The organism is Salinivibrio sp. EAGSL, from assembly GCF_013366455.1.
GTDB lineage: Bacteria > Pseudomonadota > Gammaproteobacteria > Enterobacterales > Vibrionaceae > Salinivibrio > Salinivibrio costicola.
Map to the genome: position 1 here is coordinate 14994 of NZ_JABWMG010000008.1, position 16255 is coordinate 31248.

Consider the following 16255-nt stretch of genomic DNA (forward strand, 5'->3'; position numbering starts at 1 on the left):
AACTCACGAAAGTGTGCCCAATATCAACTTGGGCCAGCCTAAAGTCCGTTTGTTGCATATTTATTGCGTACCGCTCAGCAACGCATCGTCCCGGTGTCGAGGCGTTAGCCCGCAAGAGGCAGTATGATTAGCCATCATCCACTTTTTTTATATGGATAATCATAGCGGGCCGATTTGTCACAAAATTGTCATTGTAATGAAATACAATCAAGAGCTTGATTAAAATAAGAGGTGCAAATGACCCACTCCTCACCATCACTTTCTGACACCAAACGTGCGCGACGTTTAAAAGATAAACTGACGCGTCAAACAGTGCGCTTTGGTGGTGTGATGGTACTAGTGACCTTGTTGCTGCTGTTTTTTTATCTTTTAACTGTCGTGATTCCGCTGTTTCATCAAGCCAGTGTGACGTTAAGTGAACGCTTTTCTGTCTCTTCACCTGGAGCGCCACGGTTTGTTGGCGCTGATAATCGCAATCAACTCGTTTATAGCTTGGATGAGACAGGCGTCTTGACGGTAGCGCGTCGTCCTCGTCAGTCATCGATGCCTCAACAGCCCCAACAGCCCCAACAGCCTCAAGAGAAGACAACTTTCCCGCAGGCTGAAACTGTCTTACAACGCGCGCTATCGACCCTCAGTGATCCTGCGATGAGTTGGGCTCAAGCAACGGCGCCTTTTATCGCAGTGGAAAATGCTCCCGGTGAAGTGGGCGTTTGGCAATTACGCTTTGGCAACGATGACCAAGCCGGTGATGCGGTGATCCCGCAGTTATCGCGTATATCTGCGTTTGGTGGACCCGTAACGGTGGATGCGAATAGACAGCCGCTGGATAAGATTGCCCTGGCGATACCGGATAGCTTGCATGGCCAGCCGATAGCGCCTGTGTTGGCGGCTGTGACTGCCGATAATCAATTGATGATCTACCGCGGCCAGCATAAAACATCATTCCCTTTGAGCGCGCCAGTCAATCAGTTGGCATTGTCGGGCGATGGACAACGGTTATTTATCCGTCAGCATCATACTTTATCGGTTTGGCAGGTTAATAATGACATGCCCATTAAGCGCGAACGCCTAGACCTCACTCATGTGAACGATAGCTCGGTGGTTAATATGACGCTGCTAGCGGGGGGACGCTCGTTAATATTGCAGCATCAAAATGGTGACTTGACGCAATGGTTTGATGTCCTCAAAAGTGGTGAGCCGTCATTGACCAACGTGCGTACGTTTTCGCCCGGTGCTGGGGCAAAAATAATAGCGCCAGAGTTACATCGTAAAAGCGTGGCCACCGTGGATGATACTGGGCAGCTGAGCTTGGTACATGTGACCAGTGAAAAACAGCGGCATTTTGATAAACGGTTTACCTCGGTCCCGGAGGCGCTGGCATTTGCTCCTCGCGCCAACGCCTTGATGGCGGTGACACAAAATCAGTGGCAGTGGTTGGCAGTGGATAATCCTCATCCTGAAGTCAGTCTCCATTCTTTATGGCAAAAAGTGTGGTACGAGGGGTACTCATCGCCGCAATATGTGTGGCAGTCGACATCGGCCGACGATAGCTTTGAAGCAAAGTTGAGTGTGGTGCCGGTGATCTTTGGCACACTAAAAGTGGCCGTGGTTGCCTTACTGTTCGCGGTGCCAATGGCCATTGGTGCGGCTATTTATACGGCTTACTTTATGTCATCAGGGTTGAGGCGATGGGTCAAACCGACGGTTGAGACGATTGAAGCATTACCTACGGTGATCATTGGCTTTTTAGCCGGCTTATGGCTTGCCCCTTGGGTTGAAGCACATATTGCTAGCGTCTTTATGTTGTTGATCCTGATCCCGTTTGTGTTGCTGGGGTTGAGCGCCTGTTGGCGAATGATCCCCCGCTATGCTCGCCGTCGCTTGCCGGACAACGCCCAAATACTGGTGATTATCCCGGTGTTGCTGTTAGTGGGGACAATGGCCGTGTCTTTAGGACCTTGGATTGAGCAGATTTGGCTGGGAGGCGATGCTCGTCAATTCATTACCCACGAGCTAGGCATTGGTTATGATCAACGTAATGCCTTAGTGGTTGGGATCGCGATGGGCTTTGCTGTGGTTCCCACCATATTTTCGATTGCTGAAGATGCGATTTTTTCGGTTCCGCCACATCTAAAGCAAGGTGCGTTAGCACTGGGGGCAACGCATTGGCAAACATTGATGCGGGTTGTGTTGCTTACCGCTAGCCCAGGGATATTCTCGGCGGTGATGATGGGATTAGGTCGCGCGGTGGGTGAAACCATGATTGTGTTGATGGCCACAGGGAATACACCGATTATGGATTGGAACCTGCTCGAAGGGCTTCGGACCTTGTCGGCCAATATTGCGATCGAAATGCCAGAGTCCGAAGTGGGGAGCTCGCATTATCGTGTGTTGTTTTTAACCGCGTTTATTTTGTTTGTTTTCACCTTTGTCTTTAATACGTTGGCTGAACTTGTTCGTCAGCGTTTACGCGACAAATACAGTCACCTTTAATTGAGATGAGAGTGCGCATGCGTCCATGGATAAAATCTGGCACGCCTTGGGTCTGGATGACGGCAGGGATGGTTAGCGTCAGTCTTATTGCCATTCTCGGTGTCTTACTCTTGCTCGGTGTTCGTGGCTTAGGCTATTTTTGGCCCACACCGGTGACCAGTTTTGAGTTACAGACGGAACAGGGCGTAGAAACTGTCGTTGGCCAGATTTATCGAACCGATGAGGTTGATGCGACTCAGCTTATAGACGCCGGTGTTCGCTTACCCGCATACCGGCAATCCGCGTATCAGCGCTTGGTGGTTAAAATTGGCAACCGTGAACGAGAAGGGCTCGACTTTCGTCAGTTACTTGCGTTTCAGATAAAAAGCCAACACACGCCGATTGAGATGGCGATGATTGAGCGCAGCGAGAACGGTGTCTTTTATGGCAAGCCAACAGCGTATATTGATCAAAGCGGTACACGTCATGGATTAGTGATTTCTGCGCTGCGTCAGCAACTGGCGGATTTGGCGGCACGTCGTGATGCGATCAATAAAATTGAACAAGTCCATCTGGCAGGGGTGAACTATCAGCTCGAACAGTTGCGATTAGAGGAAAAATCTCGCGAACTTGAGGGGACGTTGGACAAGCGCGCCCAATCGCAGATTGCATCCCGCCGCACGCAGTTGCTCACTCAGTATCAACAACTGGAGCAAAAGCTCGCACAGCTGCGGGATAAACAAAAAACAGGGCAACTGGTTGTCGAAGATAGCCATGGTGATGAGGTCGCATTACCGCTCGAGAATGTGCTAAATATTTGGTACCCCAATGCGATGAGCGGCGTCGATAAGCTGACATTTTGGGGGCACCAAGTGGCGGCTTTTCTATCTGAATCACCGCGTGACAGTAATGCCGCAGGTGGGGTTTTTCCGGCGATTTTTGGCACCGTTTTTCTGGTCTTATTAATGGCAGTGATTGTTACCCCTTTGGGCGTGGTCGCGGCGATTTATCTGCATGAATATGCGCCTAAAACGGCGTTCACTCGGTTGATTCGGATTGCGGTTGTTAACCTCGCTGGGGTGCCATCCATTGTTTATGGTGTGTTTGGTTTAGGCTTTTTTGTCTACTTCATTGGTGGCACCATTGACGATATCTTTTATCAAGCGGCGCAACCCGCGCCTGTGTTTGGTACGCCGGGCATTCTGTGGTCAGCGTTAACGTTGGCGATCTTAACCTTACCGGTCGTGATAGTCTCAACAGAAGAAGGGCTAGCGCGTATTCCTACAAGCGTCCGTCATGGTGCCTTTGCCTTGGGCGCGACCCAATCTGAAATGCTATGGCGAGTCGTCTTACCGATGGCAAGCCCGGCGATGATGACGGGGTTAATTTTAGCGGTTGCCCGTGCCGCCGGTGAAGTGGCGCCTTTAATGTTGGTTGGGGTGGTGAAAGTGGCGCCTTCTCTGCCGGTTGATGGCAACTTTCCTTTTTTACACTTAGAACGGAAGTTTATGCATCTCGGCTACCATATTTATGATGTGGGCTTTCAAAGTGCGCATATCGAGACTGCGCGACCTTTGGTGTATGCGACGTCGTTTTTACTCGTGTCTGTGATCGTGGCACTGAACTTATCCGCGATCGGTATCCGTCATTATTTGCGTGAAAAATATCGCGCATTAGAACTGTAACGATAAGGATCCTGCTCGATGTTTTCGATAAACCCGCCTATAGGCGCCACGCCGAGCTTAGATTTGGGAAACTTACCGAACGAGCAAACGGCGTTAGCTATTCGGGATTTGAATCTTTATTACGGGGCGACTCAAGCACTGTTTGATATCAGTATGCGTATCCCGAAGGGCAAGGTCACAGCGTTTATTGGTCCTTCTGGATGTGGGAAGTCGACCTTACTGCGTTGCATTAACCGCATGAATGATTTGGTGGATGGGTGTCGCGTGCGGGGCGAAGTCACCTTACATGGGCAAAACATCTATCACCGCGAGGTTGATGTGCCTGCGTTACGCCGTCAAGTCGGTATGGTATTTCAGCGTCCTAATCCGTTTCCGAAATCCGTTTATGAAAATGTCGTTTTTGGATTGCGGCTGCAAGGCATTCATGATCCCCGAACCTTGGATGATGCGGTGGAGCGTTCACTGCGAGGTGCGGCGCTGTGGGGTGAGGTAAAAGATCGTCTTAACGATAATGCGTTTGGTCTTTCAAGTGGACAGCAGCAGCGGTTGGTGATCGCCCGAGCAATCGCGATTGAGCCAGAAGTGTTATTGCTGGATGAGCCCTCTTCGGCGCTGGATCCTATCTCAACACTGACGATTGAAGAGTTGATCAACGATCTTAAAAAACAATACACAGTGGTGATTGTTACCCATAATATGCAGCAGGCGGCACGGGTGTCAGACCAAACCGCCTTTATTAATATGGGCCGCTTGGTAGAGTATGCGGATACTGACACCTTGTTTACTACACCAAAAAATAAACAGACGGAAGATTACATCACCGGTCGCTACGGATAAGGAGCAGGCCTTGGATAATTACAATATTAGCCGCCATATTTCTGGCCAATTTAATGCTGAGTTAGAAGCGATTCGCACTCACGTCCTAGCGATGGGGGGGCTGGTGGAGCGTCAGCTCACCGATGCTCTTCGTGCCATGCACAATCAAGATGAAGAGCTAGCGCGCCATGTGATTCGTGAAGATCACAAAGTCAATGGCATGGAAGTCGCCATTGACGAGGCCTGCACACGGATTATTGCTAAGCGCCAACCGACGGCAAGCGATCTGCGCCTGGTGATGGCAATCATTAAAACCATCACGGATCTAGAGCGTATTGGCGATGTGGCTGATAGCATCGCGAAAATGGCATTGGACAATGCCAGTCATTCTCAGCAACCTTTTTTGGTTTCTCTAGAGGCATTGGGTCAGCGTGCTGCCAAAATGCTGCATGACGTACTGGATGCGTTTGCGCGGATGGATATTGATGCGGCCATGAAAGTCTACCGTAAAGACGATTCTCTCGATCGTGAGTATGAGGGAATTTTGCGTCAGTTGATGACCTATATGATGGAAGATCCTCGTTCTATCCCTAATGTGCTAAAAGTGATGTGGTCAGCGCGTGCGATCGAGCGCGTGGGCGATCGCTGCCAGAATATTTGTGAGTACATCATCTATTTTGTAAAAGGGAAAGATGTTCGTCACATTCAAAAAGAGGAGCTCGAAAAGCTCCTCAAATAGGCGTTTAGTCGTTATCGATCCACTCACTGACCTTATCAGGGACAAAACTTTGGTCATGAAGCGGCATGCGCACATAGCCCTCTTTGCTGATCTCGGGAAGAATAACGTCTGGGTATTCAATCTCTTGATAGGGGATCTGGGAGAGAAGATGCGCGATACAATTAAGTCGCGCATGCTTTTTATTATCAGCTTCCACTACCCACCATGGACTTTCCTTGGTGTCGGTATAAGCAAACATGCGATCTTTCGCCTCACTGTATTGCACCCAGCGGCTGCGTGACTCCAAATCCATGGGACTAAATTTCCAGCGTTTTATTGGCGTGTTTATTCGCTCGGCAAAACGCTTTTCTTGTTCTTCGTCGGAGACGGAAAACCAGTATTTGAGCAAAATAATCCCCGAGCGGATCAGCATTCGCTCAAATTCAGGGCAAGTGCGGAAAAACTCTTCATATTCTTCCTCGGTACAAAACCCCATGACACGTTCTACGCCGGCTCGGTTGTACCAACTGCGGTCGAATAAAACTATCTCTCCGCTCGCTGGAAGGTGTTCGATATAGCGTTGAAAATACCACTGTGTGCGCTCGCGTTCCGTCGGTTTATCTAGTGCAACCACACGGCACACGCGTGGGTTGAGTTTTTCGGTAATCCGTTTTATCACCCCACCTTTACCGGCGGCATCTCGCCCTTCAAAGATCACCACGACTTTCAGCTGTTTGTGTTTTACCCACTCTTGTAATTTGACTAGCTCGGTTTGCAACTCAAGTAATTTTTTTTCGTAGTGTTTTTTGCTGATTTTAAGGGGCTTTTTATCCGACAAAGCAGCACTCCTTTTGTGAAGACCATCATTTCAAGTTAGGAAACTCAACGGTGAGATGCAATATCCTTGTCTCTAGGACACAAGCTTATCGACAAAAAGGTTTGGTCAATCACAGTATGGTGAGAGCGGCTGACATATTGCATTTAACTGAACCGAGCGACTGCCTGCTTTACCGCCCTGACTTGCATGGGATCAGTGATGGGGTAACCGATCTTTTCACCTTCACCCATCGTCGCCATCGCATGAGTGTGGGCGGCGCTTGCTTGTGTGGTACGCGCGGACAGGTGGATATCTCGTGCGCCGGTATGAGCGATGATTTCTGCGGCATTATGCGCTGTGATCCCGGCACCTGGCATGATCCGAAGCGGCGTATGACGGACGTAATCGACCCAGGCTTTTAGTGTTTCTTTGCCTTGCTCGGCATGGTTGGCACCACCTGAGGTCAGAATACGTTCCACGGCAGGTCGCGCGATAAGGGCGTCTAACGCTGCCATTGGCTCGGTGCAATGATCAAACGCCCGATGGAACGTCACCCCCATACCTCGGGCTTCGGCCAGCATGGCATCGAGTAACGTTAAGTCTACTGTCCCATCTGGGCGTAAGGCGCCAATCACCACGCCATGACAGCCAGTTTTGCGGGCAGTGGCAATATCTTTAAGCATCACTTCAGCTTCATCATGGCTATAAACAAAGTCCCCTTCTCGTGGACGTATAATCGCGTAAATAGGCACGCGAGCTTGTTGCATCGCTTGATTCAGGGTGCCCATACTTGGCGTGAGGCCACCGAGCTTGAGTGAAGCACAAAGCTCGATACGGTCTGCGCCCGCTTGCTGAGCAATCGATAAAGATTGGATACTATCAATACATACTTCGACGGTGACGGTCATAGGTGCTCCTTGTTTGAACGGTCTAGCATAACCGTGACCAGAGCAAGCGTCATGAACAAATCAGACAAGGTGTGACATGTAGAGAAACGGGAGGGAAGGAAGGCGTTGAGAGACAATAAAAAAAGGGCCCGGTTTAACCGGGCCTCATTATACTGTTACATTGCTTAGTATGGGCACATTGCTCAGTGCGGGGCACGTAACCTTATTACAGGTCGTCAGTGTGCTCAGACAGATACGCGGCAACACCTTCAGGTGACTCAGCCATACCTGCTTTACCTTCTTCCCACTGTGCAGGACAAACTTCGCCATTTTTCTGGTGGAAGTTCAATGCATCAACCATACGTAGCATCTCGTCAATGTTACGGCCTAGTGGCAGGTCGTTAACGACTTGATGGCGAACAACACCGTCTTCGTCGATCAAGAATGAACCACGGAATGCAACGCCCGCTTCTGGGTGTTCAACATCGTATGCTTTACAAATTTCGTGCTTCACATCAGCAACCAGTGGATATTTTACTGCGCCGATACCGCCATCATCGATAGCTGTCTTACGCCATGCGTTGTGTGAGAACTGAGAGTCGATAGACACACCGATTACCTCAACACCTTTAGCTTGGAAATCGCTCAGGCGCTTATCGAATGCGATCAGCTCTGATGGGCACACGAAAGTGAAGTCGAGTGGGTAGAAAAAGACAACTGCTTTTTTGCCTTTGGTGAACTCTTTCAGGTTGAAGTTATCAACGATTTCGCCATTACCTAGTACGGCAGCGGCAGTAAAATCTGGTGCTTGACGACCTACGAGTACCATATCTCAGCTCCTATTTAATTGTTGTCCTGATAATCAGGTTCCTATATAAGCGAGACAAACTATAGCTAACTTGTTAGATTGAAAAAAGTGGAATTAATAGATTGTTATAATCGGAAAATACGATTGTTTAAAATATGACGTTATGAACAAATATCCTTCATTAAAGCAGCTACACTATCTGGTTACCCTGTCAGAAACGCGTCACTTTGGTGAGGCGGCGAAATTATGCTTTGTCAGCCAGTCGACACTGAGCGCAGGGATTCAAAATCTAGAAGAGTTGATTGGAGCACAGCTGATTGAGCGTGACAATAAAACCTTAGTCCTCACCGGCATGGGTGAAGAGGTGGTACGCCGAAGCCGGGAGATTCTCGCCCGTAGCCAAGATCTTATGGAGCTAACGCAAGTTAAGTCTGATCCCATGCATGGTAAGGTGCGTTTAGGGTGTATTCCGACCATTGCACCTTTTTTACTATGTGATGTGGTCAAGCAAGTCAATCAACACTATCCAAATTTAGATTTACTGCTGCGCGAGGATACTACCGCCAATTTACTCACGGCGCTTAAACATGGCGAAATGGACATATTGATCCTTGCACTCCCCATGGATATTGGCACCATGACGCGTCGAATTGTTGGCCGCGATCCCTTTAAAATGGTCATGAGCGGCAAACAAGCAGCACAGCTTACATTGCCCGTTGATTATGAATCTCTCCCCGATGAGTCTGTCTTTTTATTAGAGCGTGAACACTGTCTCACCGACCATGCTGTCTCTGCCTGCCAGATGACTGCCTCGCAGAAGATTAATCCTTTTATGGCGACCAGTTTACATACCTTGGTGCAAATGGTGGCCAACGGCAATGGTGTGACCTTTATACCGCAAATGGCGATTGATCATGGTTTAATTGCTAATTTAGATGTGCATCTAGAAACCCCACCAGGAAAAGCAGCCTATCGTGATATCGGTATGGTATGGCGGCCATCTTCCAGTCGATTAGAGACCTTTAATAATCTCGCTGATCTGGTGACAGGACTGCTTTCCCCAACAGGTAAAGACATATTGACCGAAAATCAGTGATAAATTCTACATTAAAGGCAAAAGATTAGTTTTATATTCTGTTTGAGTGTCATAAAAACCACGATACCGACGTTGGATTATTATCACGAAAAAAAGCAGCACGCCTGAGTGCTGCTTTTATTTTTACAGCTAATATTATGATTTTAAATAAAAAAACAACTTTTCTGTTCAGTTGCTAGTGGCTTGTTTTGTAACTTAATTACGTAAGTGGTTACACTTAAGTGACAAAAATATGATCTTGGTAGCAGTGTTACATCATTCTGCTAATCCATTCAAAAAAGCATATTCGAGCTTATGCTCTAAATTATTTAAATGTCTGATTTTAAGTGTTTATTACTGGTTTTTGATTGATAGATGTGAGGTGTTAGGTTGATTTTTATCCGAGGTTGAGTCAACGTAAGATAACTAGCGCGGCGTTGAGTGAGTGAGATGCCACTTGATGTCCGAAAACAACTTTTGTTGTGATTGGATTACAAATGACAGCCAGGGAGGCGATATGACAGAAGCATGCTCAACCTTACGCGAATCACTGGTAATTAACGAGACCGTTACCCCAGCGCAGGCAGAAATCCTAACCGATGATGCCTTGTGTTTTTTAGCCAGTTTGGCTAATCGATTTGCGGATCGTATACCTGGGCTTCTTGCCACTCGCGAGCAGCGCCAACAGCGTATTGATGCGGGAGAGCTGCCCGATTTCCTTCCTGAGACGCAATCGATTCGCCACGATGATTGGACCATTCGTGGCATCCCCAAAGACTTGCAAGATCGACGGCTAGAAATTACTGGCCCAGTGGATCGGAAAATGGTGATCAACGCCCTGAACGCCAATGTGAAAGTGTTTATGGCGGACTTTGAAGACTCGTTCGCACCAGCTTGGCCACAAGTGGTCGAGGGGCAGCGCAACTTGCGCGATGCTATTAACGGCACCATCAGTTATGAACAACCAGAGACAGGAAAGCGTTATCAACTTAACGATGATCCCGCGCGCCTGATCTGCCGGGTTAGGGGCCTTCATCTGACAGAAAAACATGTCATGTGGCAAGGTAAACCGCTACCCGGTGCTTTATTTGATTTCGCGCTCTACTTTTTCCATAACTATCGTCGGTTGCTTGAGACAGGATCCGGTCCTTACTTCTACTTGCCCAAACTACAAGCCTATCAAGAAGCGGCGTGGTGGAGCGATGTGTTCTCATTTGCAGAAGATGAATTTGGGCTAAGCCGAGGCACGATCAAAGCAACCGTATTGATCGAAACCCTACCGGCCGTGTTTGAAATGGATGAGATTTTATATCACTTACGCGATCACATCGTCGCGCTGAACTGCGGTCGCTGGGATTATATTTTCAGTTATATCAAAACGCTTCGTAATCATCCTGATCGGGTGCTACCTGACCGTCAGGTGGTCACCATGGACAAACCTTTTCTCAATGCTTACTCGCGACTGTTGGTGAGAACCTGTCATAAGCGCGGTGCATTGGCCATGGGAGGGATGGCGGCATTTATCCCGAGCAAAGACCCAACCGAAAACCAACAAGTGCTCGAGAAAATCGAAAAAGATAAAACGCTAGAGGCAAATAATGGCCATGATGGAACCTGGATTGCCCACCCCGGATTAGCAGACACGGCGAAAGCCATTTTTGATAAAGCGCTCGGCGATAAGCCGAATCAGCTAACGGTTTCTCGTGAGCAAGATGCGCCAATTACCGCGGCGGATTTGCTTGCGCCTTGCGATGGAGAACGCACCGAAGCGGGCATGCGCCACAATATCCGGGTTGCGGTCCAATATATCGAGGCATGGATTTCGGGTAATGGCTGTGTGCCGATTTACGGCTTGATGGAAGATGCGGCGACCGCCGAAATTTCGCGTGCGTCGATCTGGCAATGGATCAAGCATCAAAAGCCGCTCAGCAATGGCAACGTGGTAACCAAAGAGCTATTTACGCAGTACCTCGAAGAAGAAATGGCTGTGCTTGAAAACGAACTGGGCACTGAACGTTTTGCTCAAGGGCGATACCGCCAAGCGGCAACGTTAATGGCCGAGCTGACAACCAGTGATGAGCTAGTTAACTTCTTAACCTTACCAGGGTACGAGTATTTGCCTTAATGGGCATGGAAGCAAAACAACAACATGGAATGAAAGCGAAGGGCTGACAAGGCTCTGCTAACAAAGAGGAATGGAACATGACTTTGACTCGCCAACAACAAATCGCGCAACTGGAAAAGGATTGGGCTGAAAATCCACGCTGGAAAAACGTAAAGCGAACGTACACCGCTGAAGAAGTGGTCAGTATGCGCGGCTCTTTTGTCCCCGAGAATACCATTGCTAAACGCGGCGCAGCTAAGCTGTGGGACCTTGTTAACGGCAGTGCGAAAAAAGGCTATGTTAACTGCTTGGGCGCGTTAACGGGAGGCCAAGCTGTGCAGCAAGCAAAAGCCGGCATTGAAGCTATTTACTTGTCAGGCTGGCAAGTGGCAGCGGACAATAACACAGCGTCCAGCATGTATCCGGACCAGTCACTGTATCCAGTTGACTCAGTCCCCTCGGTTGTTAAACGTATCAACAATGCTTTTCGCCGCGCGGATCAAATACAGTGGTCAAAAGGTGGGACCCCAGAAGAGGGGACTGATTATTTTCTCCCTATTGTTGCCGATGCCGAAGCTGGCTTTGGTGGTGTACTCAACGCCTATGAGTTGATGCGCAATATGATTGAGGCAGGTGCAGCAGGCGTCCACTTTGAAGATCAATTGGCGTCAGTGAAAAAGTGTGGTCACATGGGTGGAAAGGTATTGGTGCCAACCCAAGAAGCCGTGCAAAAGCTGGTTGCAGCGCGTTTGGCGGCGGATGTTGCAGGGACTGACACGCTCGTGATTGCCCGTACCGATGCTAATGCGGCTGATCTGCTTACCTCAGACTGCGACCCTTATGATAAAGACTTTATTGCAGGTGAGCGCACCGCAGAAGGTTTTTATCGCGTGCGTCCAGGGATTGAACAAGCGATTTCCCGTGGTCTCGCTTATGCACCGTATGCTGATTTGATTTGGTGTGAAACCGCGACACCGGATCTGGAAGAAGCACGTCAATTTGCCGAGGCGATTCATGCGCAATATCCGGATCAATTATTGGCATATAACTGCTCGCCATCCTTTAACTGGGAAAAGAACTTGGATGCCGACACCATCGCTCGTTTCCAGCAAGCGCTGTCCGACATGGGTTACAAGTATCAGTTCATCACCTTAGCGGGCATTCACAACATGTGGTACAACATGTTCGATCTTGCCCACGCTTATGCGCAAGGTGAGGGAATGCGCCATTATGTAGAGAAGGTACAGCGACCTGAATTTTCTGCGGCGGAGCGTGGTTACACGTTTGTGGCTCACCAGCAGGAGGTCGGTACTGGCTATTTTGACCAGATGACTAATATTATCCAAGGCGGTCAATCTTCGGTAACCGCACTGACGGGCTCAACGGAAGAAGATCAGTTTTAATTAAAACCGTTATCATGGAAATGAAGCCAGAAAGGGAGTGGAAACACTCCCTTTTGTTTATTCACCTTCTTCCATCGGCTCGCTTTCTTCTTGAATTTCGAGCAAGGTCGACGCAATGGCGACAAAGTCACTATCAGTAATGATCCCAACAAGGCGTTGATTTCTAATCACGGGTAAACACCCTATTTTACGCGCTAACATTGATAATGCTGCGGCACGTAACGACGCCTCTGGCGAGACGGTGACAAGTTGCTTATCGGTAAATTGTGCGAGTGGGGTATGGATTTGATGATCGCCATTGGTTGCTCTTCCTAAAGACGATGCCTGGGCTGAAAGCACATCGCGCTGGGTAACGAGCCCAAGCAAGCGTTCATTATCATCGACGATGGGTAAGTGACGGAAGCGTTCCGCGCGCATTAAGCGGTGGGCATCATCAAGCGTATGATCCGGACTCAGTGTATGTGGATGGCGAGTCATCATATCATCAACGGTAAACATGGCACCTCCTTGTTATCAGTGCACAGGATTAATTTAACTGTAGTGCACTTGGCACGGGGTGGACGTGATACACATCAATTATCTGCGCGAGGCTATTATCCGCAAAAGGCTATTATTCGCAAAAGGCAATGATCTGCAAAAGGACATCATCCGCGAAAGCTAATCATCCGCCAAAGTTAATCATCCGGCAAAGGCTTCAAACGTAAATATCGCCATGCTATTAATGCGCACTGAAACGATTGCCTGCTTCGCTCGCTTGATATTCACGGTGGGCTACCTATACTAGCGGCCTGCTTTTTATCTAGGCAAACGTCATGCAATTATCCGATTTTCACTTTGAACTCCCTGATGAGTTGATTGCGCGCTATCCACAGCCGGATCGCAGTGCAAGTCGCTTATTGTCACTTGATGGCACCAGCGGTGAGGTAGCGCATCGTCAGTTTAAAGATATCCTCGAACTGGTTGAACCTGGAGATTTGATGGTGTTCAACAACACACGTGTGATCCCTGCACGCGTGTATGGCCGCAAAGCCTCGGGTGGAAAAATAGAGGTGCTGGTGGAGCGTGTGCTCGACGAACGTCGTTTCCTTGCCCATGTGCGCGCGTCTAAAGCGCCAAAACCCGGTGCTGAATTATTCCTCGGTGATGACGGACAGATCCCGGCAGAAATGGTGGCACGCCATGACGCCCTGTTCGAAATCCAGCTAAACAGCGATAAAGGCGTAGTGGATACACTCAACGACATCGGCCATATGCCGTTGCCGCCGTATATCGACCGTCCTGATGAAGAAAGCGATAAAGAGCGTTATCAAACCGTGTATAACCAAAAACCTGGGGCGGTGGCTGCGCCAACGGCGGGATTACACTTTGATGATGCCATTATGGCAACGCTCAAAGAAAAAGGCGTCAATATTGCCTTTGTTACTTTGCATGTGGGCGCCGGAACATTCCAACCGGTTCGGGTCGACAACATTGAAGAGCACATCATGCATGCCGAGTATGCTGAAGTGCCTCAAGAGGTGGTCGATGCGGTTAATCAAACGCGTGCACAAGGTAAACGCGTGATTGCGGTGGGGACCACGTCAGTACGGTCATTGGAAAGTGCAGCACAAGCGGCGAAGCAAAAAGGTGAACCACTGGCGCCATTTTTTAATGACACCCAGATTTTTATCTATCCAGGTTACCAGTGGCAGCTAGTGGATGTGCTTGTCACCAATTTCCACTTGCCGGAATCAACCTTGATCATGCTGGTGAGTTCTTTTGCCGGTTACGAACATACCATGGCCGCTTATCGCGCGGCAGTTGAAGAACGCTATCGCTTTTTCAGCTATGGCGATGCCATGTTTATAACCCGTCAGCAACAACCTGATTAATTAAGTTCACGCGAAGCCTGGCTTCGTGTGATCTAAGCTTGCGGCAGGGTAAACCTTGTTAGCATAAGACACACGCCAGACTGTTTCTCTGGCACTGAGGAGGATTCGTGGAATACGAACTAAAGAAAACCGATGGACGCGCCCGCCGTGGCCGTTTGATTTTTGAGCGCGGCACGGTCGAAACCCCGGCATTTATGCCCGTGGGGACCTATGGCACCGTAAAAGGCATGACCCCTGAAGAAGTGAAAGGCACCGGGGCTGAGATCTTACTCGGTAATACCTTTCACCTATGGTTACGTCCGGGGCAAGAAGTTATGCGACTGCATGGGGATTTGCATGACTTTATGCAGTGGCATGGCCCTATCTTAACCGACTCTGGCGGCTTCCAAGTTTTTAGCTTAGGAGATATCCGTAAAATCACTGAAGAAGGAGTGCATTTTCGTAACCCGGTTAACGGTGATCGGATTTTCATGGATGCGGAAAAATCCATGGAGATCCAATACGACCTTGGCTCAGACATCGTGATGATCTTTGATGAGTGTACCCCGTATCCTGCGACGCACGCTGAAGCGAAAAAGTCGATGGAGATGTCACTGCGCTGGGCCAAGCGTAGTCGCAATCATTTTGACAAACTTGGTAACAAAAATGCGCTGTTCGGCATTGTGCAAGGTGGTGTATATGAAGACTTACGCGATGTGTCGGTAGAAGGCCTAACTGAGATTGGCTTTGATGGTTACGCCGTTGGCGGACTTGCCGTCGGTGAGCCAAAAGAAGATATGCATCGCATCTTGGAGCATACCTGCCCGCAGTTGCCGGAAGACAAACCCCGTTATCTAATGGGAGTGGGTAAACCGGAAGACCTCGTGGAAGGGGTGCGTCGTGGCGTTGATATGTTCGATTGCGTGATGCCGACCCGAAATGCCCGAAATGGTCACCTATTTATTACCGGTGGTGTGATCAAGATCCGTAATGCGAAACATAAAAGTGATACCTCGCCTCTGGATCCTGAGTGTGACTGTTACACTTGCCGCCATTATAGCCGTGCCTATCTTTACCACTTAGACCGTTGTAATGAAATCCTCGGTGCGCGACTCAATACTATCCATAACTTGCGTTATTATCAGCGCGTCATGGAAGGTTTGCGTAACGCGATTGACGAAGGTAGATTAGATGCCTTTGTAGCGGATTTCTACGCGCGTCGTGGCAAGGAAGTGCCACCGCTCGATTGATTTCGAATTCAACAACTAAAACGAGGACGTGATTGAATGTTTATCTCACAAGCTCACGCAGCGGCTGAAGCCGGCCCACAAGGTGGTGGTATGCAGCTTTTTATTATGCTTGGTCTCTTTGCGGTTATTTTCTATTTTATGATTTATCGCCCGCAATCTAAGCGTGTTAAAGAGCATAAAAACCTAATGGCATCCATGAGCAAAGGAGACGAAGTACTGACCGGTGGTGGTTTGGTGGGTAAAATCACCCAAATTGCTGAAGACAATGACTTTATTGTTATTGCTCTTAACGACAATAACGAAGTGACCATTAAAAAAGACTTCGTGACGGCAGTACTGCCCAAAGGTACTATCCAGTCTCTCTAAT

The 16255-nt window shown here is 48.9% G+C and carries 14 protein-coding genes; 10 read left to right on the forward strand and 4 right to left on the reverse strand.

Translation table 11 applies throughout. The annotated features are described in order from the left end of the window. Positions 1-237 precede the first annotated feature (237 nt). The 4 genes from HLG76_RS06400 to phoU are packed head-to-tail and all read left to right on the forward strand — an operon-like array spanning position 238 to position 5715. Positions 238-2496, forward strand: a complete 2259-nt coding sequence (locus HLG76_RS06400; RefSeq protein ID WP_175993317.1) for an ABC transporter permease subunit — start codon at positions 238-240, stop codon at positions 2494-2496. A 17-nt stretch (positions 2497-2513) separates the two neighbouring features. Further along, a complete protein-coding gene (gene pstA, locus HLG76_RS06405; RefSeq protein ID WP_077677724.1) occupies positions 2514-4160 on the forward strand; it encodes a phosphate ABC transporter permease PstA in 1647 nt (548 codons plus the stop codon). Between the two features lie 18 nt (positions 4161-4178). After that, entirely contained in the window at positions 4179-4997 is an 819-nt protein-coding gene (gene pstB, locus HLG76_RS06410; RefSeq protein WP_021022901.1) for a phosphate ABC transporter ATP-binding protein PstB, read from the forward strand. A gap of 10 nt (positions 4998-5007) precedes the next feature. Next, positions 5008-5715 (forward strand): phosphate signaling complex protein PhoU, encoded by a 708-nt coding sequence (gene phoU, locus HLG76_RS06415; RefSeq protein ID WP_021022902.1) that lies wholly within the window; start codon positions 5008-5010, stop codon positions 5713-5715. Positions 5716-5719: 4 nt separating this feature from the next. On the opposite strand, the gene ppk2 is transcribed toward phoU, so the two are convergent. The 3 genes from ppk2 to HLG76_RS06430 all read right to left on the reverse strand — a co-directional run bounded on the left by ppk2 (position 5720) and on the right by HLG76_RS06430 (position 8227). After that, the gene (gene ppk2, locus HLG76_RS06420; protein ID WP_077677725.1) at positions 5720-6532 is read right to left on the reverse strand and encodes a polyphosphate kinase 2; all 813 of its coding nucleotides are present in this window, start codon (positions 6530-6532) and stop codon (positions 5720-5722) included. 143 nt (positions 6533-6675) lie between these two features. Then, positions 6676-7419 (reverse strand): copper homeostasis protein CutC, encoded by a 744-nt coding sequence (locus HLG76_RS06425; RefSeq protein WP_077460257.1) that lies wholly within the window; start codon positions 7417-7419, stop codon positions 6676-6678. Between the two features lie 205 nt (positions 7420-7624). Further along, on the reverse strand, positions 7625-8227 hold the full coding sequence (locus HLG76_RS06430) for a peroxiredoxin C (RefSeq protein WP_021022905.1): 603 nt from the start codon (positions 8225-8227) through the stop codon (positions 7625-7627). A 142-nt stretch (positions 8228-8369) separates the two neighbouring features. Between HLG76_RS06430 and HLG76_RS06435 the strand changes: the two genes are divergently transcribed. The 3 genes from HLG76_RS06435 to aceA all read left to right on the forward strand — a co-directional run bounded on the left by HLG76_RS06435 (position 8370) and on the right by aceA (position 12788). Continuing rightward, positions 8370-9302: a hydrogen peroxide-inducible genes activator gene (locus tag HLG76_RS06435; RefSeq protein ID WP_077677727.1), complete on the forward strand. Its 933-nt coding sequence runs from the start codon at positions 8370-8372 to the stop codon at positions 9300-9302. A 496-nt stretch (positions 9303-9798) separates the two neighbouring features. After that, complete coding sequence (aceB, locus tag HLG76_RS06440; RefSeq protein ID WP_021022907.1) at positions 9799-11406, forward strand: malate synthase A; 1608 nt, start codon at positions 9799-9801, stop codon at positions 11404-11406. 77 nt (positions 11407-11483) lie between these two features. Continuing rightward, positions 11484-12788, forward strand: coding sequence for an isocitrate lyase (gene aceA, locus HLG76_RS06445; protein ID WP_021022908.1), 1305 nt, complete (start codon positions 11484-11486; stop codon positions 12786-12788). 57 nt (positions 12789-12845) lie between these two features. Here the strand turns inward: aceA and HLG76_RS06450 are convergent, their stop codons facing one another. After that, complete coding sequence (locus HLG76_RS06450) at positions 12846-13286, reverse strand: CBS domain-containing protein (protein WP_077660461.1); 441 nt, start codon at positions 13284-13286, stop codon at positions 12846-12848. Positions 13287-13600: 314 nt separating this feature from the next. Here HLG76_RS06450 and queA point away from each other — a divergent pair, with 314 nt between their 5' ends. The 3 genes from queA to yajC all read left to right on the forward strand — a co-directional run bounded on the left by queA (position 13601) and on the right by yajC (position 16254). Then, positions 13601-14659, forward strand: coding sequence for a tRNA preQ1(34) S-adenosylmethionine ribosyltransferase-isomerase QueA (queA, locus tag HLG76_RS06455; RefSeq protein ID WP_021022910.1), 1059 nt, complete (start codon positions 13601-13603; stop codon positions 14657-14659). Between the two features lie 107 nt (positions 14660-14766). Next, positions 14767-15888, forward strand: a complete 1122-nt coding sequence (tgt, locus tag HLG76_RS06460; protein ID WP_021022911.1) for a tRNA guanosine(34) transglycosylase Tgt — start codon at positions 14767-14769, stop codon at positions 15886-15888. 36 nt (positions 15889-15924) lie between these two features. Beyond that, positions 15925-16254, forward strand: coding sequence for a preprotein translocase subunit YajC (gene yajC / locus HLG76_RS06465; RefSeq protein ID WP_021022912.1), 330 nt, complete (start codon positions 15925-15927; stop codon positions 16252-16254). Position 16255 lies beyond the last annotated feature (1 nt).

Bases quoted from the DNA above. Each gene is read 5' to 3' on its own strand.
- pstA (WP_077677724.1), top strand. From the start codon at position 2,514: ATGCGTCCATGGATAAAATCTGGCACGCCTTGGGTCTGGATGACGGCA.
- yajC (WP_021022912.1), top strand. From the start codon at position 15,925: ATGTTTATCTCACAAGCTCACGCAGCGGCTGAAGCCGGCCCACAAGGT.
- HLG76_RS06435 (WP_077677727.1), top strand. From the start codon at position 8,370: ATGAACAAATATCCTTCATTAAAGCAGCTACACTATCTGGTTACCCTG.
- HLG76_RS06425 (WP_077460257.1), bottom strand. From the start codon at position 7,419: ATGACCGTCACCGTCGAAGTATGTATTGATAGTATCCAATCTTTATCG.
- aceB (WP_021022907.1), top strand. From the start codon at position 9,799: ATGACAGAAGCATGCTCAACCTTACGCGAATCACTGGTAATTAACGAG.
- HLG76_RS06400 (WP_175993317.1), top strand. From the start codon at position 238: ATGACCCACTCCTCACCATCACTTTCTGACACCAAACGTGCGCGACGT.
- HLG76_RS06450 (WP_077660461.1), bottom strand. From the start codon at position 13,286: ATGTTTACCGTTGATGATATGATGACTCGCCATCCACATACACTGAGT.
- aceA (WP_021022908.1), top strand. From the start codon at position 11,484: ATGACTTTGACTCGCCAACAACAAATCGCGCAACTGGAAAAGGATTGG.
- HLG76_RS06430 (WP_021022905.1), bottom strand. From the start codon at position 8,227: ATGGTACTCGTAGGTCGTCAAGCACCAGATTTTACTGCCGCTGCCGTA.
- pstB (WP_021022901.1), top strand. From the start codon at position 4,179: ATGTTTTCGATAAACCCGCCTATAGGCGCCACGCCGAGCTTAGATTTG.
- queA (WP_021022910.1), top strand. From the start codon at position 13,601: ATGCAATTATCCGATTTTCACTTTGAACTCCCTGATGAGTTGATTGCG.